19 protein-coding genes are annotated in these 22,075 nt (G+C 38.3%); all 19 read right to left on the reverse strand.

All coding sequences use genetic code 11. From position 1 onward, the window contains the following. Window positions 1-94: 94 nt before the first annotated feature. On the reverse strand, window positions 95-922 hold the full coding sequence (ytxC, locus tag NSQ84_RS13400; protein ID WP_063387414.1) for a putative sporulation protein YtxC: 828 nt from the start codon (window positions 920-922) through the stop codon (window positions 95-97). Window positions 923-1,008: 86 nt separating this feature from the next. Next, window positions 1,009-1,944: a primosomal protein DnaI gene (dnaI, locus tag NSQ84_RS13405; protein ID WP_339211977.1), complete on the reverse strand. Its 936-nt coding sequence runs from the start codon at window positions 1,942-1,944 to the stop codon at window positions 1,009-1,011. 18 nt (window positions 1,945-1,962) lie between these two features. Then, on the reverse strand, window positions 1,963-3,357 hold the full coding sequence (locus NSQ84_RS13410; protein WP_063387412.1) for a replication initiation and membrane attachment family protein: 1,395 nt from the start codon (window positions 3,355-3,357) through the stop codon (window positions 1,963-1,965). Window positions 3,358-3,403: 46 nt separating this feature from the next. Then, window positions 3,404-3,865, reverse strand: a complete 462-nt coding sequence (gene nrdR / locus NSQ84_RS13415) for a transcriptional regulator NrdR (protein WP_063387411.1) — start codon at window positions 3,863-3,865, stop codon at window positions 3,404-3,406. Between the two features lie 430 nt (window positions 3,866-4,295). Next, complete coding sequence (gene speD / locus NSQ84_RS13420; RefSeq protein WP_063387410.1) at window positions 4,296-4,676, reverse strand: adenosylmethionine decarboxylase; 381 nt, start codon at window positions 4,674-4,676, stop codon at window positions 4,296-4,298. A 261-nt stretch (window positions 4,677-4,937) separates the two neighbouring features. Next, on the reverse strand, window positions 4,938-5,963 hold the full coding sequence (locus tag NSQ84_RS13425; RefSeq protein ID WP_063387490.1) for a glyceraldehyde-3-phosphate dehydrogenase: 1,026 nt from the start codon (window positions 5,961-5,963) through the stop codon (window positions 4,938-4,940). Window positions 5,964-6,116: 153 nt separating this feature from the next. Continuing rightward, entirely contained in the window at window positions 6,117-6,716 is a 600-nt protein-coding gene (gene coaE / locus NSQ84_RS13430; protein WP_063387409.1) for a dephospho-CoA kinase, read from the reverse strand. Window positions 6,717-6,736: 20 nt separating this feature from the next. After that, window positions 6,737-7,381 (reverse strand): sporulation membrane protein YtaF, encoded by a 645-nt coding sequence (ytaF, locus tag NSQ84_RS13435; RefSeq protein ID WP_063387408.1) that lies wholly within the window; start codon window positions 7,379-7,381, stop codon window positions 6,737-6,739. A 93-nt stretch (window positions 7,382-7,474) separates the two neighbouring features. Then, window positions 7,475-8,299: a DNA-formamidopyrimidine glycosylase gene (gene mutM, locus NSQ84_RS13440; RefSeq protein WP_063387407.1), complete on the reverse strand. Its 825-nt coding sequence runs from the start codon at window positions 8,297-8,299 to the stop codon at window positions 7,475-7,477. Between the two features lie 63 nt (window positions 8,300-8,362). Then, window positions 8,363-10,993: a DNA polymerase I gene (gene polA / locus NSQ84_RS13445; RefSeq protein WP_063387406.1), complete on the reverse strand. Its 2,631-nt coding sequence runs from the start codon at window positions 10,991-10,993 to the stop codon at window positions 8,363-8,365. Between the two features lie 89 nt (window positions 10,994-11,082). After that, window positions 11,083-11,997: a protease modulator HflC gene (locus tag NSQ84_RS13450; protein WP_063387405.1), complete on the reverse strand. Its 915-nt coding sequence runs from the start codon at window positions 11,995-11,997 to the stop codon at window positions 11,083-11,085. Beyond that, window positions 11,984-12,994 carry an FtsH protease activity modulator HflK gene (hflK, locus tag NSQ84_RS13455; RefSeq protein ID WP_094246330.1) on the reverse strand — a complete coding sequence of 337 codons (1,011 nt, stop codon included), beginning with the start codon at window positions 12,992-12,994 and terminating at the stop codon, window positions 11,984-11,986. The genes NSQ84_RS13450 and hflK overlap by 14 nt, the downstream gene beginning before the upstream one ends. Before the next feature lie 205 nt (window positions 12,995-13,199). Then, the gene (locus tag NSQ84_RS13460) at window positions 13,200-14,960 is read right to left on the reverse strand and encodes an ATP-binding protein (protein WP_066247809.1); all 1,761 of its coding nucleotides are present in this window, start codon (window positions 14,958-14,960) and stop codon (window positions 13,200-13,202) included. Further along, window positions 14,953-15,675, reverse strand: coding sequence for a response regulator transcription factor (locus NSQ84_RS13465; RefSeq protein WP_063387489.1), 723 nt, complete (start codon window positions 15,673-15,675; stop codon window positions 14,953-14,955). Before NSQ84_RS13465 ends, NSQ84_RS13460 begins: the two co-directional genes overlap by 8 nt. A gap of 243 nt (window positions 15,676-15,918) precedes the next feature. Next, complete coding sequence (gene mdh, locus NSQ84_RS13470) at window positions 15,919-16,857, reverse strand: malate dehydrogenase (protein WP_094246539.1); 939 nt, start codon at window positions 16,855-16,857, stop codon at window positions 15,919-15,921. A 95-nt stretch (window positions 16,858-16,952) separates the two neighbouring features. Further along, window positions 16,953-18,224 carry an NADP-dependent isocitrate dehydrogenase gene (gene icd, locus NSQ84_RS13475; protein WP_066247811.1) on the reverse strand — a complete coding sequence of 424 codons (1,272 nt, stop codon included), beginning with the start codon at window positions 18,222-18,224 and terminating at the stop codon, window positions 16,953-16,955. A 96-nt stretch (window positions 18,225-18,320) separates the two neighbouring features. Next, the gene (gene citZ, locus NSQ84_RS13480; protein WP_063387400.1) at window positions 18,321-19,439 is read right to left on the reverse strand and encodes a citrate synthase; all 1,119 of its coding nucleotides are present in this window, start codon (window positions 19,437-19,439) and stop codon (window positions 18,321-18,323) included. Window positions 19,440-19,739: 300 nt separating this feature from the next. Then, window positions 19,740-20,129: an FxsA family protein gene (locus NSQ84_RS13485; RefSeq protein ID WP_339211980.1), complete on the reverse strand. Its 390-nt coding sequence runs from the start codon at window positions 20,127-20,129 to the stop codon at window positions 19,740-19,742. 136 nt (window positions 20,130-20,265) lie between these two features. Next, window positions 20,266-22,026, reverse strand: a complete 1,761-nt coding sequence (gene pyk / locus NSQ84_RS13490) for a pyruvate kinase (RefSeq protein ID WP_339211982.1) — start codon at window positions 22,024-22,026, stop codon at window positions 20,266-20,268. Window positions 22,027-22,075 lie beyond the last annotated feature (49 nt).

Consider the following 22,075-nt stretch of genomic DNA (forward strand, 5'->3'; position numbering starts at 1 on the left):
TCCCGTGTCCTCATCATAACCTTTTCGTGATGAATGATTTCAACCGTATTATAGACTGATTCGCCACCAAAAATCAAGGAGTACTGAAAGAAACTTATCGTTTTTGAAAGCTAGCCCTTGAAAAAAATCGAACCCGTTCCTGAAAGATGTTTTGGATCGTTTGAATCATTGCTTCCTCCTGTTGATCGGAGTATATATAAATTTCTAAAGGAGCAATGGATACAAGCGGGGCCAGCAAATGGGAATCAATATACATCGGGTGGCGATAAATAAATTCCCGATCAATCCACTTTTTCAATTCCAGCTCTTTTATTTCGATGAACTTTTCATTAAACACTTGAAAGGAAGTATCATGCAAAATATGAATCGTTGATAATTTCGGTTTTTTATTGAGAACATATTCCCGCAAGCTTTGAATAAAATTTTGGTATTCCTGCTCCATTTTATACTCTTCAATGGAGAGACCGACATATTCCGAAAGTCTTGATAAATAATCAGACAAGCGGAATTGAATAAATGATTCTATAGAAAAAGATTGGTTTGGCCGAAGGAAATTCGTTAAAGCAGAAATAATTAAGTTTTCTCTCGGCTCAAAATGTTTGATCATTGGAATTTCCGCCCGCTCTCCTTCCAAGATCGATTGAGCAATATGTAAAATTTGCTGTTTTTCATCTTCATCCTCAAAATAAAATTGTTTTTCAATTATAAAAAGAAGGAGACGGGGCTCTTTCACATTTAGAAAAAAGTCAACAAATGATGGTACGAGCACATCAGATATAAATGTTTCCCAATCATCTGTTTCACATGTTAATACTGTGCCGTTCAGCAAGGCTGCTTGGAAATCAAAGTTTTCCTTCTCTGTATTAAGCAATTGATGCAGATAAGAAGCTTCTTTTTCCGTTTGAAAAGTTATTTCCAGCAAAAAAAGATCCCCCCCTTTATATAGCAAGTCCTGTTTCTATATATATGGGGGGATGGCATTATTTAGAAGTGTTTGCTGTCCAGCGGTTATTCTTGTCTGCGATTTTTTCCTTTCAATTCCACGGGAATGGCCAAAAAACGAATCCTTTCCATAATTCTTTTTGCCTTTAGCTGTTCTATTTCGCCTTTTTGTGAATAAGTCAGGTGGTGTTCCAATTCGCTAAAATTAAAGTTGGATGTAAAAAAGGTCGGTAAATTTTCAAGCATGCGGAATTGGAGAATCGAGCCTAAAATGTCGTCTCTCATCCAGCTTGACATCGATTCAGCACCAATATCATCAAGCATTAATACCGGAATTTTTTTAACCGCATCAATCTTTTCATTCAGTGAATGATCTTGAAGAGCGCTTTTTAACTCCCTGACAAACTCCGGAACATATACAAGCATGGAAGGAACGCCTTTTTCCGCCAGCTCATTCGCGATCGCTCCAAGAATAAATGTCTTTCCCACGCCGAAGGAACCGTATAAATACAATCCTTTTAACCGATCATTTTGACCGTATTGCTCAACAAAATCTTGCACGAGAGACACTGCCTTCAGACGGTTCGGTTCGTTTAAATCAATATCCTCAAGGTGTGCATTGAGGATTTCCTTTGGTACATACATGCATTTAATGAGCGATTCTTGTTTTTTTCGAGCATCATATGCTTCTTTTCTCGGGCATTTATCATATTTCAGGTAGATTGTTTTTCTTTCAATAATTAATGTAGGGTGATATCCTTTTAAAATATTTTTGCACTCATCTAAATTTCGGCATTCACGGCAAAACTTGCTCTGCGTTACAAATTCATATAGTTTGCCTAAGCTGCGGTCAATCATATGTTCATCGATTTGATTTTTATGCTTTTCTAAAAATAACCTGACATCTTTGTCCGATTTTATTTGCTGTTTCAAGTTCAAATACGTTTCCCGAAACCCTTTGCTGTTCATGAATTGTTTTAAATGATTTTGCAGGGATTCCATCTTCCTCCCTCCTTTCACCTAGTCCTTCTGTTTATTTTTATATTTTTTAATCCGCTCCTGCAGCTTTTGTTTTTCTTTTTCAAACGCTTCCGGATCGATGTTTTCTACCTGTTGATTTTCGTTTTCCAAAAGCCATGAAGGGAGTTTTTCTTTTCGAACGATTTTTTTGCTGACAGTCTTCTTATCCTTTGTTTCCGCCCAGGTTAAATATTTCTTATGTTCTTTTTTCGCCACATCCACTGCATCCTTCACAGTTTTAATTCCTAATCGAGCCCAGTGGCTGGCAATTTTCTCAACATACGCTCTTGACAATCTCATATTTGTTTTTAGCAGGACATAATAAATTAAAACATTGACAACTCCGGGAAGCAGCTTTTGCTGAAACATGACATCTTCAATAATTTTCAAATCCGCTGCGGACGGTTCAATCCCGCCTGAAATATCTTTTAGAAACTGTCTTGGAGAGATGGATTCAAGCTGTCGAATTAATTCCTTATCTTTTGACTGTTCAATTTCTTCGTCTTTCACCCGCTGATTCAAAGGCTGAAGCCTATCAACAAGCTCTGGAAGACGGTTACCGTGATTCAGCTTATACCAATCCCTCGCCCATTTTCGCAGCTCGTCTAAATTAATTTGCTCATCATGATCCAAAGAACGGATGACCAGATTTTTCATTTCAATTGGATCAATTCCATAAACATATGCTAATTTCTCAACAGCTTCCTTAACCGCAGGCGTGATCGCTTTTTTGGGCACAATATGCTCTGATAAACCGGCATAAAACAATTGAAAATCAAAGGACTGGTTTTGAATCGAAATCGGTTTCCCAGGCGCATGATCAAAAAGCTCCTGATCGTTTTCCTCAGGTTCCATTGCAATATTGGCTGAAAGCTCAGATGGGTGGATCGATTGGTATACTTCATGAAATGATCTTGTCACATCTTTGGCGTTGCTATCAACCGATTTATCGGAAAAATAGCTTTTCAATCTTTGGTACACCGTTTTTCCAACTCTGTTATATAAATATATGTTCAACATTCCATCATAAAAAAATTGTTTGGGGGAAAGAGGTCGTTGAAGTTCATAAATATATTTTTTCGGTTCGCTTTCATCGACAAGGTATGTTTTTAAAAGACCTATTCCTTCTAATTTCAAACGGTCATGATAAATTTCATTTAATGGGGATTGAGTAACAGCCATTAAAAAATGGTGGGTCGATTCCGTCCCCCAAAGACGGTTTTGTTCAAGCTCGCTCCAAAGCGTCATGTATAAGTTTAACGTTCTTGGCCCGATTAAGGGCTGGTACAGTAATGTAAGAACTTTTCGGTCAAATTCATGAATCAAACTGCTCGTACATTTCACAACGTAGCGATCAACAGGCAGCAGCTCTTTCCAGTGATGATGTCCAATCATTTTTTCAAAACCTTCCCAAATAGCATGTCATAATCTCGCAGCTCTTTTATGAACGTTCTTTTTTGATCAGTTCTTTCAATTCCTCAATAAAGACATTTATATCTTTAAATTGCCTGTAAACAGAAGCAAATCGAACGTATGCGACTTCATCAATTTCGGCTAGTCTGTCCATCACCATTTCGCCGATCGTTTCGCTTGATATTTCCGATGTACCTAGATTTCTTAGTTCTTTTTCAATATCATGCGCAGCATCTTCCAATTTTTTTAAAGAAACCGGTCTTTTCTCACAAGCTTTAATCATCCCGCGCAAAACTTTTTCCCTGCTGAACTCTTCTCGTGTTCCTTCCTTTTTCACAACGATGAGCGGAATTTCTTCCACTTTTTCAAACGTTGTGAACCGATATTGACATTCCTCACATTCCCTTCGCCTCCGAATTGATCTCCCTTCATCGACTGGACGCGAATCTAAAACACGTGTTCCAAAATGGTGGCAGGAAGGGCATTTCATATCACCAGCTCCAATCTTTTTAACTAAATCAAAAAAGCTCTACCTACATCTTATTAAATAGCATTGGATCAGACAAGAAACTTTCAAGTTCTTGTATTTTTGTTATAGATAATTCGACTGAATGAAATGGATTTCTGTCAGTCCGGTCCAATCAAATGATGTTCGAACCGCCAAACAGTGATGGCAGCCATGCCAATAAAAGATTTTTTATTTTTGCATCACTACCATGAATGATTTTAAAAACATCAAAGCCTCTTTTTCATAACGGCTTTGCAGGGGGTAGAATAACTCGGTCCTTTGAGGCCGCAAATAAGATGCCTCTAAATACCATTCAATATGAAATATTATTCTTTATTATAATATAAAAAGAGGTGCAGTAAAAAGCTGACACCTCTTTGCATTTCCATTCAAATTTTATTCTGTTTTCACTTTAAAGTGCTTTTGCTTGACCCTGTTTGATTTGAACAGGACCCATACCGCGAGGAATTTCAATATTTTCGCGCGTTTGAGCACCTAAAGCTTCAGAAATGTAATCCGCTGCAATATTTGGATTTAAATCACCGCAAGTGTACACATCAATGCTAGCATATCCATGCTCTGGAAAACTATGAATTGTTAGGTGTGACTCTGAAATGATCACAACTCCGCTTACACCTTGAGGCGCAAACTTATGAAACGCAACCTCCCGGATTTCAGCACCTGATTTTAATGCTGCATTTACAAACGTTTTTTCAATAAATTCCAAGTCATTCAACTTATCAAAGTCGCATCCCCACAGCTCAGAGATAACGTGACGTCCCATTGTTTCCATAGCCATGGATCCCCCTTTATAAATTTTTATGAATTCTTCGCACTCTGGTATGTTTAACTACCACGGGGGAAAGTTAGTCCAAAGAGGTCCTAACCCTTTAAGTAGCCACATTACCTTGCGTTTAAGAAGTTCACGAAAAATAGTATATATGGTTTGATTTGTTTTTGCAACATACTTTGTCAAAAATTTTGCGCTGAAAAAAGTATCCAAACAAAAAGAAGAAGAGGGTCAATCTTTGTAAAGATCAACCCTCCCATCATTTTATACAGCTGCGGCCAATTTATTCAATTTGCTTGCTACAAGTTTTGCTAAATCCACAACGCGGCAAGAGTAGCCCCATTCATTATCATACCATGCAAGCACTTTTACCTTTCTTGTTCCCATAACCATTGTCGTTAAACCGTCGACAATAGCAGAGTGCGGGTTTGTGTTGTAGTCAACTGATACGAGCGGTTCTGAAGAAAAATCTAATATCCCCTTCAGCTTTCCTTGAGAAGCTTGGATAAACGCTTCATTTACCTCTTCAACGGTCACATCGCGTTTTAGATCTACAACAAAGTCTACGAGGGAGACGTTTGGTGTAGGCACTCTTAATGCAAGACCGTGCAATTTTCCTTTTAATTGCGGTAAAACTAAACCGATCGCTTTTGCTGCACCGGTAGTTGTCGGAATGATTGATTGGGCGCACGCTCGCGCTCTTCTTAAATCTTTATGCGGATTATCAATATTTCTTTGATCGTTCGTATATGCGTGGACAGTAGTCATTAAACCATATTCAATGCCAAACTGTTCATCAAGAACTTTTGCAACAGGCGCTAGACAGTTTGTTGTGCAAGAAGCATTCGAAATAATGACATGGTTGTCAGGATCATATTGTTCTTCGTTTACACCGATAACAATCGTTACATCTTCATTTTTTCCAGGTGCTGTTAAAATAACTTTCTTCGCCCCTGCCTCAACATGCATCATCGCTTTTTCACGGGAGTTGAATTTTCCTGTCGCTTCAATCACTATGTCCACATCTAGATCTTTCCAGGGAAGTTCAATAGGATTTCGATTGTTCAAAAGAAGCACTTTATGGCCATTTACAATTAAATGATCTTCTTTTGGAATGACTTCTCCTTCAAATTTCCCATGGTTTGTATCGTATTTAATTAAATGAGCCAATGTTTCTGCTGGATAGCTTGCATTGATTGCTACGATATTCAAATCTCCTTCTAAAATTGCTTTTCTGAATACCATTCGGCCAATTCGGCCGAAACCGTTAATGGCAACCTTAGCACTCATGTGAATATCCCCTTCCGGCATTATGTTACACTTTTTATCTCCTATTCTGTTAATTAGTATATCATATTTATAAAATAACGAAACAATTATTTTAATCGTTTCTTAAAAAAATATATACTAAAAATAAAAAAAACCGCTCTATTTGCGAGCGGATTAACCAATTCCCCAATTCATGAGAATGTTTTCCAATTGCTGTTCCGTTTCTTCTAATGTTCCATCATTGTTGATCACTGCATCGGCAAATTTTACTTTTTCTTTCAAAGGCATTTGTGCATTGATGCGTGATAAAGCTTCTTTCTTCGAAAAATTATTCCTTTTCATTAATCGTTCCAGTTGATTTTTTTCTCCCGTATAAACAACAATCACTTTATCCACTAAATGCTTCAAATTGCTTTCAAATAGAAGGGGAATATCAAGAACTACTGCTTTCGCACCTTCTGAGATCAATTGTTCCTGTCGCCTTTTCATTTCCAGCCTGACCTCAGGATGTACAATACTGTTTAGCTTCTCCCGCTTATCTTCGTTTTGAAATACAATGGAGCCTAATCGAGCTCGGTTGATCGTTAAGTCTTCGTTTAATATTTCCTTTCCGAAAGCATTTACGATCTCTGTATATGCTTTTTTGCCGACTTCTACCACTTCTCTTGCAATTAGATCTGCGTCAATAACTGGAATGCCTCTTTTTTTAAGCATTTCAGACACAGTGCTTTTTCCACTTGCTATGCCTCCAGTTAATCCAATAATCATTGTCATATCATCATTCTCCTTTATCCTTACATGGCCCAAACACCGATCATTATTAATAATAAACCCGGGATAAATGAAAACTTTTCAAAAAACGAATAGGATGAAGCAAATCGGCCGGATTTCATTCCAATATAAACAAACATCGTGCTCATACAAGTGACGAAAATAGCTGTTAAAAAAGGTTCATACCCTGCTAAAGCCGCACCGATTCCTGCTCCGAATGAATCGAGCGAAAGAGCGATCCCAAGCAGCAAAGCTTCCACGCCTGTAATCTCGCCAGATCGATCCATATCAACTGCAGCAGGCTTTTTCAATATATGAATGACAATGCCTAACGATTTTAATTCCATATTTAAAATCGTTTTTTCACTCTTTTCCTCATCTTTCTCATCCTCTGATTCATTGTTGCGGAAAAAGGAATATAACACAAACATGCCAAGCAAAATGAAAATAGCTCCGCCAAGCCTATCCGTAAAATAGGGAGGAAGAACACTTTGAGCTATTTGTCCGGCCATCATCGCAGCGAGCAACACAATCGCCGAACAGCATGAAATAGTGATAATCGATTTAATTGGAATTTTTACTTTACGCAAACCGAACGCTAAGCCAACAGAAAAACTATCAAGACTGACTGCCAACGCCAATATTAAAACCGATCCGATTTCCGTCATTTTATCAAATGCCCCTTCTTTCCTTTTATTGCTAACATAGTAATATGAAAACCGCCTAAAATGTGTTCGCTTCAGAAGGTGGCATAAATCTTTCTACACTTGGCAAGATGAACAAAAATGTGTGCCTCTTCCCCCAATTTTTATTTTTTGGATAGGGCTTCCGCAAATTTTACATTGTTCTTTTTCTCTTGCATAGACAAATAAGTCCAGTTGAAACATCCCGATTTGCCCTTGTGAATTGACGTAGGATCGGACAGTACTTCCTCCTTTTTCAACTGCTTCCTTCAGCGTTTGAATAATTTCCCGATGCAATATTTTCACTTTTTCCGCTGTCAAATCTTTTGCCAGCCGCTCCGGATGAATGCCTGATCGAAACAATACTTCATCAACGTAAATGTTTCCTAATCCCGCCACTATTTTTTGGTCAAGCAAAACCGTCTTGATGTTTCTAGAGGTAGACTGAAGCTTGCTCATAAGTCTTTCAGCAGTAAATTGTTCCGAAAAAGGCTCCATCCCTAACTGGGACAAAGGAGGATGCTTCTCCTCCTCGCCCTTTTGATACAGATGCATAGTGCCAAATTTGCGAACATCCCGATATCTTAATTCCGTTTCATCTTGAAAGCGAAAAATGACATGTGTGTGAGGTTCAATGGGCTTTATTTTTGGATACAGTCCATATCTTCCTTCCATTCGTAAATGTGATACAAGAACATATCGATCTAAATAAAATTTTAAAAATTTCCCTCTTCTTCCGATTTCATTGATTGTTTCCCCTTTCAAAACGCGGCAAAACTGCTCTGCGTCTTCGGGACGTTTGATGATTTTCGGCCATGATACGATAACTTCATCGATGACTTTTCCTATGACAAGCTCCCTTAATGTTTTTCGAATCGTTTCTACTTCAGGAAGCTCAGGCATTATGTTCACCCCTTATCTCCACTCGAAAAAGGCGGGGGAGCTTCCCTTTCCGCCTTTTTCAAATTATTTCGCTTCATACCACGTAGAACCGTAAGAATAATCAACCTTTAACGGCACTTTTAGCTGAATGGCATTTTCCATTACTTCCGGAACAAGCTTTTCTAAAATTTCAATTTCATCCTTTGGCGCTTCAAACACCAATTCGTCATGAACTTGAAGCAGCAGCCTCGTTTGCAAATTTCGTTTTTCAATTTCTTGCGCCATATCGATCATCGCTTTTTTGATAATATCCGCTGCACTTCCTTGAATCGGAGTATTCATGGCTGTTCGCTCGGCGAAGCTTCTGATATTGAAATTTCTGCTCGTAATTTCCGGAATATATCTCCGACGCTGCATTAGTGTCGTTACATAGCCTTTTTGCTTCGCCTCTTGGATTATGCCATCCATATATTCTTTAACGCCTTTATAAATTTCAAAATATTTTTTAATAAATTCACCAGCTTCTTTTCGGGTAATTCCTAAGTTTTGCGACAATCCGTAATCGCTGATTCCGTAAACAATCCCGAAATTAACTGCTTTTGCCTGTCTTCTCATGTTGGAGGTCACTTTATCTTCTTCAACATGGAACACATCGATCGCCGTTTTTGTATGAATATCAAGATCTTGTTGAAACGCTTCAATCAATTTTTCATCTCCAGATATATGCGCAAGCACTCGCAGTTCAATCTGGGAATAGTCCGCTGCAAAAATGACCCAATCTTTTTCAGAAGGGATAAATGCTTGACGAATTTTGCGGCCTTCCTCAAGGCGAATCGGAATGTTTTGCAAATTCGGGTCTGTGGAGCTTAATCTTCCGGTTTGCGTTAATGCTTGATTAAATCGGGTGTGGATTTTATGCGTATCACGATGGACAACCTTCAGCAGCCCTTCAATATACGTCGATTGAAGCTTTCCGAGCTGCCGGTAATGCAAAATTTTCTCCACAATTTCGTGCTGTCCTCTCAATTTTTCTAAAACGTCCGCAGAGGTCGAATACCCCGTTTTGGTCTTTTTCAAAACCGGTAGATTGAGCTTTTCAAATAAAATCGGCCCAAGCTGCTTCGGAGAATTAATGTTAAATGACACTCCAGCTAGACGATGAATATCCTTTTCTAATTGCTTCAGCTGTTCATCAAGCTCTTTTCCCATTTCTTTCAGACGGTTGACGTCTATCTTTACTCCTGTTGTTTCCATGTCAGATAAAATGGCTGACAGCGGAAGCTCCAATTCGCTGAATAAATGAAATTGTTCATTTTCTTCTAATTCTTGTATTAATAATTCTTCCAGCTCATAAATGGCTAACGCTTTTCTGGCAAGATGTTCGCCTAAAATGTCTTCATCAGGGATATGACGTTTAGCGCCTTTTCCGTAAATCACTTCATCCTTTTGAACTAAATGTTTATTTTTTGCCTTGGCAAGCTCGGCTATGTCGTCAATCGTTTCAGACGGGTTTAAAATGTATGAGGCAATGAGAACATCAAACTCAATACCTGCTAAATCAATGTTTCGCCAGCGCAGCGCCACAATTGATTTTTTTGCATCATACACCACTTTCCGCTTTGTTTCGTCCTTCACCCATTCTATGAACTCTTTTGAATGTAGCGCAATTTCGGCTGGAATGTAAAAACATCCATTTTCGTTTGCGATAGAAAACCCGATGATTTCTCCAGTATGATAATTTTCATCAATGATTTCCACTAAAAGAGCTGCCTTCTCTGATAAAACCTTGTCTGACAGCTTTTCAACTTTTTCGAACTTAATCGTCGGCATTTCATCCGCTTCTTCATTCTCATGCTCTCCCATTTTGTCTAGGAGCGATTGGAAGCCTAGTTCCTTAAAAATTTTCACTACTTTTTCTTTGTCATAGCCTTTATACTCAAGGTCTTGAATTTTTATTTCGACAGGAGCTTCACAATGAATTGTCGCAAGCTGTTTGCTCATTAATGCTTGCTCTTTATAGTTTTGTAAGTTTTCCTTTAATTTTTTTCCATTTACTTCTTCAATCGAATTTAAAATATTTTCGACTGTCTCAAACTGTTTCAGCAATTTAATCGCGGTTTTCTCTCCAACGCCGGGCACACCTGGGATATTATCTGATTGATCGCCCATCAATCCTTTCAAATCAATAATTTGTGCCGGGCTTAGCCCATACTTCTCTTGAATCGATTCAGGCGTGTGCGGTTCAACATCCGTAATTCCTTTTTTCGTGATGGAAACGGTCGTTTTTTCAGTTGCCAGCTGTGTTAAATCCTTATCTCCGGAAATAATTTTCACTTCAAAATCTTGCTTCTCAGCTTGTCTCGCAACTGTTCCAATAATATCATCAGCCTCATAATTTTCGAGTTCATATGTTGTAATTTTGTAGGCATCAAGCAAATCCCGTATAAATGGTAGCTGCTCCGACAATTCAGGCGGGGTTTTTTGCCGAGTTCCTTTATATTCTTTAAAAGTTTTATGCCGGAACGTTGTTTTCCCTGCATCAAATGCAACAAGAATATGTGTCGGTTTTTCTTCCTCCAGTACTTTTAACAGCATATTTGTAAAGCCGTAAATTGCATTCGTATAAATCCCCTTATCATTATTTAAAAGCGGCAAAGCGAAAAACGCTCTGTAAGCAATACTGTTTCCATCAATTAAAACTAGCTTCTTTGTCACTACTACTAGCCTCCTTCAACTAAAAAAGCCATGCCTTCCTTCTATTCTACCATTACTTTCAGCAGAAGAAAAAACATGGCTTATCGATTTTATTCTGTTTCTCCCATTAATATTTTGGCGTATGGAGAATCGAACGGGAGAACGATGACTGTTTCACCGTCGATTGTTTTCTTGTAGGATTGAAGTGTTCTATATAATTCATAAAATTTAGGATCTTTTGAATAAGCCTGGTTATAGAGCTTCGCCGCCTCCGCCTCTCCATGACCGCGGATGGTTTCAGCTTGAGCTTCAGCTTTTGCCAGCATTTCTTTTACTTGTCTGTCCGTTTCAGCAACAATTCGATTTTTTTCTGCATCCCCCATCGATAAATATTCTTGGGCTTTTGATTCCCGCTCTGATATCATCCTAGTAAATACCGATTTTTCATTTGCTTCCGGCAAATCCGTCCGTTTAATTCTTACATCAACCACCTTAATGCCGAAATGATTTTGTTCAAGCAGGTTATTAACAATATTTGTGATTTTGTCATTCAGGCTCCCGCGGGAAGACTTTTCATCATTAATAATTTCATCATAATTCAGTTTTCCAAGCTCCGATCTCACAGTGGAAAAGATAAATTCCGACATTTTTGCCTCTGCATTGACAACTGTTCTTGCATTGGCGATCATTTCTTTCGGATCTTCGATTCTCCAAACCGCATAGTTGTCAATTAATATTCGTTTTTTATCCTTTGTATTGATTTCCGCTTCCTCCACATCATACGTTAATTGATGCTTTGGAAGACTTTCAACTGTTTGTATGAAAGGAATTTTTAAATGGAGGCCAGGCTTCTCTATAATTTTTACAACTTCGCCAAATTGGCGAACGACTTTATATTCATTTTCTTTCACAACAAAAACGTTGCTGAATAAAAATAGCAAACACGCAAATAAACCGGCTATAACAGACCCTAGGCGTATGTATTTCTTCCATTCAAAATTAATTTTCTTTTCATTCTTGTCCATTGTTTTCACCTCTTTTTTGCGTGTTCTCGCTCGATTGATCAGCTTTTTGCTGACTTTGCTGATCATTAGGCAGCACTTGCTGCATAGGCTGAACAGGAAAATACTTCATTGTATTTCCATCATCCTTCATAATGTAAATTTGCGCATTTGGCAGCACGCTGTCTATCGTTTCTAAAATTAGACGTTTTTCTGTGATTTCTTTTGAATTTTTGTATTCATTGTATAAAGAATTAAATAGTGCGACTTCCCCTTTCGCTTGTTCAATTCTGGACGCTCTGTCACCTTCAGCTTTGGAGATGATTGCATCGCGCTCTCCTTCTGCCTCTTTTGTTCGTTTATTCCTATATTTATTGGCTTCGTTTATTTTCGTATTCATCATTTCTCTTGCATCCGTAACGTTTGTAAACGCCTTTCGAACTTCTTCGTTCGGCAAATCAACATCCTGCAATTTGACCGCAATGATTGAAATGCCAATATCATACTTTTTCATCAACGAGCTTAATAATTCTTGCACTTGAGCTTCAATTTCCACTTTTCCGCTCGTTAAAGCATTGTCAATTTTTGAACTTCCAATAATGCTTCTTAACGAAGCAGATGTTGCATCCCGCAAAATTTCCTTTGGATTTTCAGCATTGAACAAATATTTTGCCGGATTCGTTATTTTCCATTGAACGACCATATCTGCTAACACAATGTTTTCATCGCCTGTAATCATTTTTGTTTCCTTCGGAAAAGACTCAACTTTTCCATCTTTCTCTTTATATCCAAATTGTAAACTGAATGTTTCTTTGGATAGTTTTTTTACCGATTGAATCGGCCATGGCCATTTAAAATGAAGCCCAGGCTCAGTTATACCCTCTTCCACTTTTCCAAATGTAGTAATAACCGCTTGTTCCGACTCGTCTACAGTATACCAGGAAGTAATCGCAGCAAGACCGAGAATGCTGATCAGAAAAATAAATCCAATAATTGTTAATAATCTTCTTATGCTTACCATTATATCCCCCCATCTCTCTCTATTTATTATTTCATACGAAAAAAGTACGATTTTGTTTCATTTAAAAAACGCAGCCATAAAAAAAAAGACGGAAACGTAATTGTTTCCATCTGCAAATGGGCTCCTTGGATGAAGGGGTTTTCGAATGCCATTTTAACAATCAAATGTTAACTTAGCATAAATTGGATGTAAATCTTATGTTAAACTATTCATTGTATCTTTGAAAAGTCACAGTAAAAGTCGTTCCAACACCAACGGTGCTTTTGACTGTCAAATTTGCTTGGTGGGCTTCTACTAAATGTTTTACGATCGCAAGCCCTAAACCAGTTCCACCTGAGTTTCTGCTTCTAGCTTTATCAACTCTATAAAAACGCTCAAAAATTCTAGGAATTTCCTCTTCTCTAATTCCAATTCCGGTGTCTTGAACAGAAATGGCTACTTCATCATGTCCAGCCTTAACAGAAAGGGTCACTTTTCCGCCAGCTGGCGTATACATAATTCCGTTGCTGGCTAAGTTTATAAAAATTTGCTTCAGCCGATGAGGATCGCCTTCAATAAAAACAGGCTCGTCTGGAACATCCAATATAAAATCAATATTTTTTTCTTTCGCTTTTCTATCTAGCAAATGATGAATTTCTTTTAAAAACTCGTTTACATTGCATTTTCTAAGCTCCAGCTGAAAGCCCTGCTGCTCGATTTTTGATAAATCTAATAAATCTTGAATTAAAGATTGCATTCGTTCGCTTTCTTTTAAAATGATGGATAAAAAAAAATGCAATGTTTGTTCATCTTTCATGGCGCCATCCAGCAATGTTTCAGAAAACCCTTTGATGGAGGTGATCGGTGTTTTTAATTCATGAGATACATTTGCTACAAAATCTTTTCGTATTTGTTCAAGCTTTTTCAATTCGGTAATATCGTGAAAAACAAGAACGACGCCTTTCCATACTTCGCTTTTTCCAATGATTGGAGCACCGTAAACTTCAAAATGCTTTCTTTCGATGTTAACAGGAAGCATAATATGCTTTCTTATATTTGATTCCGTCAAAAAAATTTCTTCGACCATTTGAATAATTTCTTTATATGCGATCGCTTCTTGGTAAGATTTATATAAATAATCCTCTTGATTAATTTGAAAAATTTCTTTAAAGGCTTTATTCATCAGGCTAATATAGCCACGTTCATCGATGAAAAGAAGACCGCTTCCCATGTTTTCAATCAATGTTTGCAGCCTTTCCTGGTGCAATTCCTGGGTTCTTGTCATGTCTTGAAGGTTGCGTGCCAAAATGTTGATGGATTTGCTCAACATACTCGTTTCGTCGCCTGATGAATTTTCATATGTTCTCGCTTTGTAATTTCCTTTTGCAAGCTCCATCGCCACTTCTGTCGCCGATTCGATCGGTTTCGTATACTGCTTCATAATGCGGGTGCCAAAAATTAAAATGATCGTTAATGCCGCAATAAGACTCCCTATAATGAAAAACCAAATTTCTTTATTCATCGCTTCGAAATATTTGATGGAAGTCCCGAAAACTAAAAATCCCTTTCGTTCATCTTGTTGAAAGATGGGAATACCGTAAAATAACAAATCAGCTTGATCGAGATCTAGGCGAAATCCTTCCTTTGCATTTCGGTGGTTGGTCAAGATCAGTTCTGATAATCTTTCGTCGCTTTGATGAAAGCTAGGACCTGTTTTAAAAACGATGTTTCCGTCCATATCCATAAAAAGAAGGAGTGAGTTTAATTTTTCGCTCATTTCCTCCATTTTATGCTTCATTTCGGTAGAACCTATCTTTTCATTCTCAATGACCAGCTTGATCAACTCGGCTTCTTTTTTAAATTGCTTCTCATAATTGATGAAGTAAAACGATTGAAATAATTGTCCTAAAATAAATCCAAAACCAAGCAGAACAGTAATAATTAATGCTGTAAACGCAAGAAGCAGTTTTGAACGGAACTTACTCATTTAGCTTTGGATCCTCCAGTTTGTAGCCTAGACCTCTGATCGTTTTAATATATTCAGGCTTTTTCGTATTCCGTTCAATTTTTTCTCTTAAATGGCTGATATGAACATCCACAATTCTTGTATCACCGGCAAAATCATAATTCCAAACAGCGCTTAATAACTGATCCCTTGTCAAAACTCGGCCTTTATGTTTCGCAAGATAAAGAAGCAGTTCAAACTCTTTCGGTGTAAAGTCAAGTCTTTCTTGTTCAAAATAAGCTTCATATCGTTCAGGCATAATTTTTAAATCACCGATAATAATGTTGTTTTCTTCCGCTTCTTTTTTTACATGCATGTGAGCATCTTCTGATCTGACACGCCGCAGGATTGCTTTTACCCGAGCGATAATTTCTCTTGGACTGAACGGTTTTGTCATGTAATCGTCCGCACCTAACTCAAGCCCAAGCACCTTATCAAATTCATCATCTTTTGCCGTAAGCATTAAAATGGGCGTCATCACTTTGCGCTGTCTAAGCTGTTTACAAATTTCCATACCATCTATACTCGGGAGCATTAAATCAAGCACAATTAAATCCGGTGCATCTGTAATTGCTTTTTCAAATCCTTCGCTTCCATCCTGAGCAGTAATGACTTCATAGCCTGCTTGTTCAAGATTATACTGAAGAAGAGTCACAATCGATTGTTCATCATCCACTACTAATATTTTTTTACTCATAAAATCCTCCAATAATTTTCTCCTACTGTTCTTATTATTCTTTATTATTATTATAGTCCACGAAGCAGAAAGAACCAATACAAGAAAAGCTGCTTTCAGAAGATTTTAAAGAATCGATAGAAACATGATGGAGCGGTTTTGAAGCGGAAATTGAAAAAGCGGACGAATTTTCTGTGCAAGCTCTCTTTTTTCTTTTATAAGAAAAAGGAGGAACATAACATGTCCTCCTTTTTCTATCATGCACTATATTAATGCTTTCATAACATTTCTTACAGATTCCGCAGATTTTTCCAAAGCTGATTTTTCTTCATCCGTCAGTTCAAGCTCAATAATTTGCTCTAAGCCATTGCCTCCAAGAATTGTTGGAACGCCTAAATAAATACCTTCAAAACCGTATTCTCCTTCTAAATATGCAATGGCAGGCAATACGCGGCGCTGATCTTTAACAATCGCTTCCACCATTTCTACAAGAGATGCGGCTGGTGCGTAGTATGCGCTTCCGTTTCCAAGCAGGTTAACAATTTCTCCCCCGCCTTTTCTAGTTCTTTCAACAATCGCATCCAATCGCTCTTTCGGAATTAATTTTTCTAACGGAATGCCCCCTGCGTATGAATAGCGAACTAATGGCACCATGTCATCTCCGTGGCCGCCTAACACAAATCCTGTAATGTCTTTGACTGATAAATTCAATTCTTGAGCAACAAATGTGCGGAATCTTGCGGTATCTAAAACTCCAGATTGACCGATGACGCGGTGTTTTGGAAATCCGGATTCTTTATAAACAGTGTAAGTCATTGCATCAACCGGATTTGTCAGCACAATGATAATGGAGTTTGGGGAATATTTTACAACTTCTTTTGTGACGCTTTTCATTACTTTTTGGTTGGTCTGCACTAAATCGTCTCGACTCATTCCAGGTTTTCTTGCAATTCCTGCCGTGATCACAACAATATCGGAATCAGCCGTTTCCTCATAGTTTGATGTTCCGATAATGTTCGCATCAAATCCAAGAACAGGGCTTGATTCAAGCATGTCCAACGCTTTCCCTTTTGTCGGATTCTCTGCTTGCGGAATGTCAACGAGCACAACATCTCCCAGCTCTTTTTTTGCCAGCAAAAAAGCTGTTGTCGCACCAGTAAATCCAGCACCAATGACAGAAATTTTCTTTCTTTTAATCGCCATTTCAAGCATCCATCCTCTCTTTTATGTAAGTGATTTTTCAAAAATGAATCTAAATGGAGAGCTACTTCGTAAAGAAGCAGCTCTCAGTTCTTTGTTTAACCCATGTTTTTAATCAATTCATTGCCGAATTCAGAGCATTTTACTTCCGTAGCTCCGTCCATGAGGCGTGCAAAGTCATAGGTGACAACTTTTGAAGCGATCGTTTTTTCCATTGCTTGAATGATTAAATCAGCTGCTTCTTTCCATCCTAAATGTTCAAGCATAAGCACTCCAGAAAGAATTACGGAAGATGGATTCACTTTATCAAGTCCGGCGTATTTTGGTGCTGTACCGTGTGTTGCTTCAAAAATCGCATGCCCTGTCTCGTAGTTAATGTTTGCTCCTGGAGCAATACCGATTCCGCCTACTTGTGCAGCCAAAGCATCCGAAATGTAGTCTCCATTTAAATTCATCGTTGCTACTACATCAAACTCGCGCGGACGAGTAAGAATTTGCTGTAGGAAAATATCTGCAATTGCATCTTTAATAATAATTTTTCCAGCTTTTTCTGCTTCTTCTTGCGCTTTGTTAGCCGCTTCTTTTCCTTCTTTTTCAACAATGCGGTCATACTCAGCCCATGTGAATACTTTATCGCCAAACTCTTGCTCAGCCAATTCATATCCCCAATTTTTAAACGCGCCTTCTGTAAATTTCATAATGTTCCCTTTATGAACAAGGGTGACAGATTTTCTTCCGTGTTCAATTGCATAGTTAATGGCCGCACGGACAAGCCGTTTCGTTCCTTCTTCAGAAATAGGCTTAATGCCGATTCCGGACGTTTCAGGGAAACGGATTTTGTTTACTCCCAGCTCTTTTTGTAAAAATTCAATGACTTTTTTTACTTCTTCTGTCCCTTTTGCATACTCTATGCCGGCATAGATGTCTTCGGTATTTTCACGGAAAATTACCATGTCTGTATCTTGAGGACGTTTTACAGGGGAAGGAACTCCATTGAAATAACGGACAGGTCTTAAGCACACAAATAAATCCAGCTCTTGGCGAAGAGCAACGTTTAAAGAACGGATTCCTCCACCTACAGGAGTTGTTAACGGACCTTTGATCGCAATCATATACTCGCGTATCACATCAAGCGTTTCTTGAGGAAGCCATTCCCCAGTCTCTTTAAAAGCTTTTTCACCAGCAAGCACTTCTTTCCAAACGATTTTCTTTTCGCCATTGTATGCTTTTTCTACAGCTGCTTCCAGCACTTTTGACGCAGCTCTCCAAATATCAGGACCAGTGCCGTCTCCTTCAATAAACGGAATTATAGGATCATTTGGAACGTTTAAAGTACCATTTGTCATTGTAATTTTTTGACCTTCTGCCACAATCATTACCTCCTAAATATGTATTCTCTATTTGTGTATAAAAGCATGGCCATGCTTAACAGGGAAGAAAAAGGAATCCCTTTTCTATTTTACCTGTTAGCTGCGCTTTTCGATAGGGATAAATACTTGTTTTTCTGGTCCTGTATATTCCGCACGAGGACGAATCAATCGATTGTTTTCATATTGCTCTAAAATATGGGCTAACCATCCAGATGTGCGGCTTATTGCAAAAATCGGCGTAAATAAATCATGATCAATACCTAAGCAATGGTATACAGACGCTGAATAAAAATCAACATTCGGCGGTAAAGATTTTTCAGATGTTACGATTTCCTCAATTTTAGTTGACATTTCATACCATTTCGTTTCACCGGTGATTTCTGTTAGTCTGCGGGACATTTCTTTTAAATGTTTGGCACGAGGATCCCCTTTGCGATAAACTCGATGACCAAATCCCATAATTTTTTCTTTGTTTGCTAATTTTTCGCGAATGTAAGATTCTACATTTTCAGGTTCACCAATTTCTGTTAACATTCGCATAACGCGTTCGTTCGCACCGCCATGCAACGGTCCTTTCAATGCTCCAATTGCCGCAGTAATTCCGGAATAAATGTCCGAAAGCGTTGCCACACATACTCTTGCAGTAAATGTCGAAGCATTCAATTCATGGTCTGCATGAAGGACGAGCGCTTTGTTGAAGGCTTCAATGGAAGTTTGATCAGGTTCTTCACCTTTTAACATATATAAGAAATTAGCGGCAAAGCCTAAATCTGTTCTCGGTTGAACAGGCTCCAATCCTTTGCGGATGCGGGCAAAAGCAGCGACAATTGTAGAAATTTTCGCCTGCAATCGAATTGCTTTTCGATAATTTGCCTCATCAGACATGTTGTCCGCTTCTTCGTCATACAATCCAAGCAAAGATACAGCTGTTCTCAAAGCTGCCATCGGATGTACTTTATCAATCGGATAAGTTTTAAAATGTTCTAATATTTCATTCGGTATCGACGCATTCTCAGCAAGCTGCTTTCTTAATTCCTCTAATTGCTCCTTATTCGGAAGCTTTCGATGCCAAAGCAGGTAAACAACTTCTTCAAAGCTTGCGTTTTGAGCTAAATCGTCAATATTGTAACCAACATATGTCAATGTATCATCAATAATAGAACTTATTGATGAAGTTGTGGCTACCACGCCCTCTAGTCCACGCGTTGCTGTCATGGCTATCTCCCCTTTACATAAAATTTTCAACTGCAATTCAAATAGAAATAAACAAAATTCATAAAACTTTCATTTTTTCACAAAAAGAAAATGCTTTCATTTCTTTTGTGAAATATTTTTTATCAGTGAAATGATCACCAAACATATGAATTAAAAAATACACCTCTATTATAAACAATTATCAGACTTTTGTGAATCAGATAAATAAGATATTTTTTACGGAATTCTTTTTTTTAATAAAAAAATCTTATAGAATTGAATAAGAATTACTTATTTCAGCATAATAAATCTTTTATTGAATTATGGCCGAATAATATGGATCGTATGTTTATCAATCCATTTTTTTATGAATTGAATAAGAAAAGGTTTTATCCAATTTCTTGTGATTGGAAATAAAAGAAACAAACCGACGATATCCGAAATAAATCCCGGCGTCAATAGCATGATTCCTCCGACTAAAATAGCCATTGCATCCAAAATGGCATTGCTTGGAATGCGCCCATATTGAATTTCCTTTTGAAGATTTCGCACAGCCTGAATTCCTTGTTTTTTCGCCAAATAAGCCCCAACAAAGCCTGTTAAGATAATCAATAGCACAGTCGGAAGCACCCCGATCGTCTTTCCAGATAAAAGCAAAACCCCTATTTCACAAGCCGGTGCAACAATAAAAAAAATCAATAATGTTCGCATATGCTATCTCCTCCATATATAAAATACCCGTTCCCTACTCTTTACTATACAAAAGAGAGATGTAAAATACTCGTTTCTTAATCTTTACTATACAAAAAAAGAGAAGGAACTGAAATCCTTCTCCTTTCAATCAAAATTATAGAACGCTCGCATGTCCTTTATATATCATCCCTTGTATTGCATCCACAGTAACTTCCATACCATCCTTCAAAATTTCTGTTGCATTTTCTACCCCGACAATGACTGGAATGCCAAGGCTCAAACCGACTACGGCCGCATGGCACGTTAAGCCGCCTTCTTCCGTAACAAGTGCAGCTGCTTTTTCAATCGCTTCCATCATGTCTTTGTCGGTCCCATTCGTAACGAGAATTGAACCTTTCACCATTTTCTCAACAGCTTCTTTACTATTCTTTGCAACGATAACCTTTCCAAATGCCGATGCTCGTCCAATCCCTTGACCTTTTCCTAAAACATCGCCAACAACATGGACTTTCATCAGATTTGTGGAACCTGTTTCTCCTACAGGTACTCCGGCTGTAATAATCACTCGATCTCCATGTGTAATAATTCCAGTGTTTATAGATTCACGCACAGCTATGTCAAGCATTTCATCTGTTGTTGTAGCAATTTGTCCTATTGTTGGATGCACACCCCATACAAGGGCAAGCTTACGGCATACTTTACTGCTGGATGTTACTGCAATAATCGGCGCTTTTGGCCGATATTTCGAAATCATTTTGGCCGTATAGCCGCTGACTGTTGGCGTGATAATGGCCGAAACGTCCAAATTAATCGCCGTATAAGCTACTGATTGTCCAATTGCATTTGTGATCGTTGAATCAGCAACTTTCGTATGTTTCGTTAAGGCTTGGCGATAATCTAAAGCTTGTTCAACGCGGGAAGCAATTTTATGCATCGTCTCCACTGCTTCTACCGGATATAAACCGGCAGCTGTCTCGCCTGAAAGCATAATTGCATCGGTTCCATCAAAAATAGCGTTTGCTACATCGCTGGCTTCCGCCCGGGTAGGTCTTGGGTTTCGCTGCATCGAATCAAGCATTTGAGTAGCAGTAATAACAGGTTTTCCTAATTGATTGCATTTGCGAATCAGTTCCTTTTGGACAAGCGGAACATCTTCAGCGGGAATTTCTACTCCTAAATCTCCTCGAGCAACCATTAGCCCGTCGGAAACTTCCAAAATTTGATCAATATTGTCAACGCCTTCTTGATTTTCTATTTTCGGGATAATTTGAATATCGTCAGCTTGGTGTTCCTCCAACAGTTGACGAATTTCCAATACATCGGAAGCGCGGCGAACAAATGATGCAGCGATAAAATCGACTCCCTGCTCAATGCCAAACAAAATATCTTTTGCATCTTTCTCCGTAATTCCAGGAAGATTGACACTAACTCCAGGAACATTGACTCCTTTTTTATTTTTCAAAATTCCGCTGTTTAATACCTTCGTTTCAATTTCCTGTTTTTCTTTATCAATCTTTGTAACTTCTAAACCAATTAATCCGTCATCAAGCAATATTTTAGAACCAACGGAAACATCATAGATTAATCCTTTATATGTAACCGAAATTTTTTCTTTCGTGCCGACAACCTCTTCCATTGAAATAAGAAGGCGTGATCCTGCTTCTAATTGTATCTCCCCGTTTTCCATTGTATGCGTTCGAATCTCAGGGCCTTTTGTGTCCAATAATATTGCAACACTTTTGCCCAAGCGCTTCGCTGCCTCCCGAATGTTTTGAATTCTCGCTTTATGCTCCTCATGATCTCCATGCGAAAAATTGAGCCGTGCCACATTCATGCCGGCCTTAATTAGTTTTTCCAACATTTCGATGCTCTCGCTTGCAGGACCTATTGTACAAACAATTTTCGTTTTTCGCATAAATTGGCATACCTCCTAAACATTATGAAAACGATCCCATGTTCATACT

It is taken from the genome of Aeribacillus sp. FSL K6-3256 (genome assembly GCF_037965805.1).
GTDB lineage: Bacteria > Bacillota > Bacilli > Bacillales > Aeribacillaceae > Aeribacillus > Aeribacillus composti.

Coding starts and splice junctions, on each gene's coding strand:
- NSQ84_RS13450 (WP_063387405.1), bottom strand. CDS start 11,997: ATGGACAAGAATGAAAAGAAAATTAATTTTGAATGGAAGAAATACATA.
- NSQ84_RS13460 (WP_066247809.1), bottom strand. CDS start 14,960: ATGAGTAAGTTCCGTTCAAAACTGCTTCTTGCGTTTACAGCATTAATT.
- pyk (WP_339211982.1), bottom strand. CDS start 22,026: ATGCGAAAAACGAAAATTGTTTGTACAATAGGTCCTGCAAGCGAGAGC.
- NSQ84_RS13410 (WP_063387412.1), bottom strand. CDS start 3,357: ATGATTGGACATCATCACTGGAAAGAGCTGCTGCCTGTTGATCGCTAC.
- NSQ84_RS13465 (WP_063387489.1), bottom strand. CDS start 15,675: ATGAGTAAAAAAATATTAGTAGTGGATGATGAACAATCGATTGTGACT.
- citZ (WP_063387400.1), bottom strand. CDS start 19,439: ATGACAGCAACGCGTGGACTAGAGGGCGTGGTAGCCACAACTTCATCA.
- ytaF (WP_063387408.1), bottom strand. CDS start 7,381: ATGACGGAAATCGGATCGGTTTTAATATTGGCGTTGGCAGTCAGTCTT.
- NSQ84_RS13425 (WP_063387490.1), bottom strand. CDS start 5,963: ATGAGTGCTAAGGTTGCCATTAACGGTTTCGGCCGAATTGGCCGAATG.
- NSQ84_RS13485 (WP_339211980.1), bottom strand. CDS start 20,129: ATGCGAACATTATTGATTTTTTTTATTGTTGCACCGGCTTGTGAAATA.
- mutM (WP_063387407.1), bottom strand. CDS start 8,299: ATGCCTGAGCTTCCTGAAGTAGAAACGATTCGAAAAACATTAAGGGAG.
- nrdR (WP_063387411.1), bottom strand. CDS start 3,865: ATGAAATGCCCTTCCTGCCACCATTTTGGAACACGTGTTTTAGATTCG.
- coaE (WP_063387409.1), bottom strand. CDS start 6,716: ATGACAATGATTATTGGATTAACTGGAGGCATAGCAAGTGGAAAAAGC.
- hflK (WP_094246330.1), bottom strand. CDS start 12,994: ATGGTAAGCATAAGAAGATTATTAACAATTATTGGATTTATTTTTCTG.
- speD (WP_063387410.1), bottom strand. CDS start 4,676: ATGGAAACAATGGGACGTCACGTTATCTCTGAGCTGTGGGGATGCGAC.
- mdh (WP_094246539.1), bottom strand. CDS start 16,857: ATGGCGATTAAAAGAAAGAAAATTTCTGTCATTGGTGCTGGATTTACT.
- dnaI (WP_339211977.1), bottom strand. CDS start 1,944: ATGGAATCCCTGCAAAATCATTTAAAACAATTCATGAACAGCAAAGGG.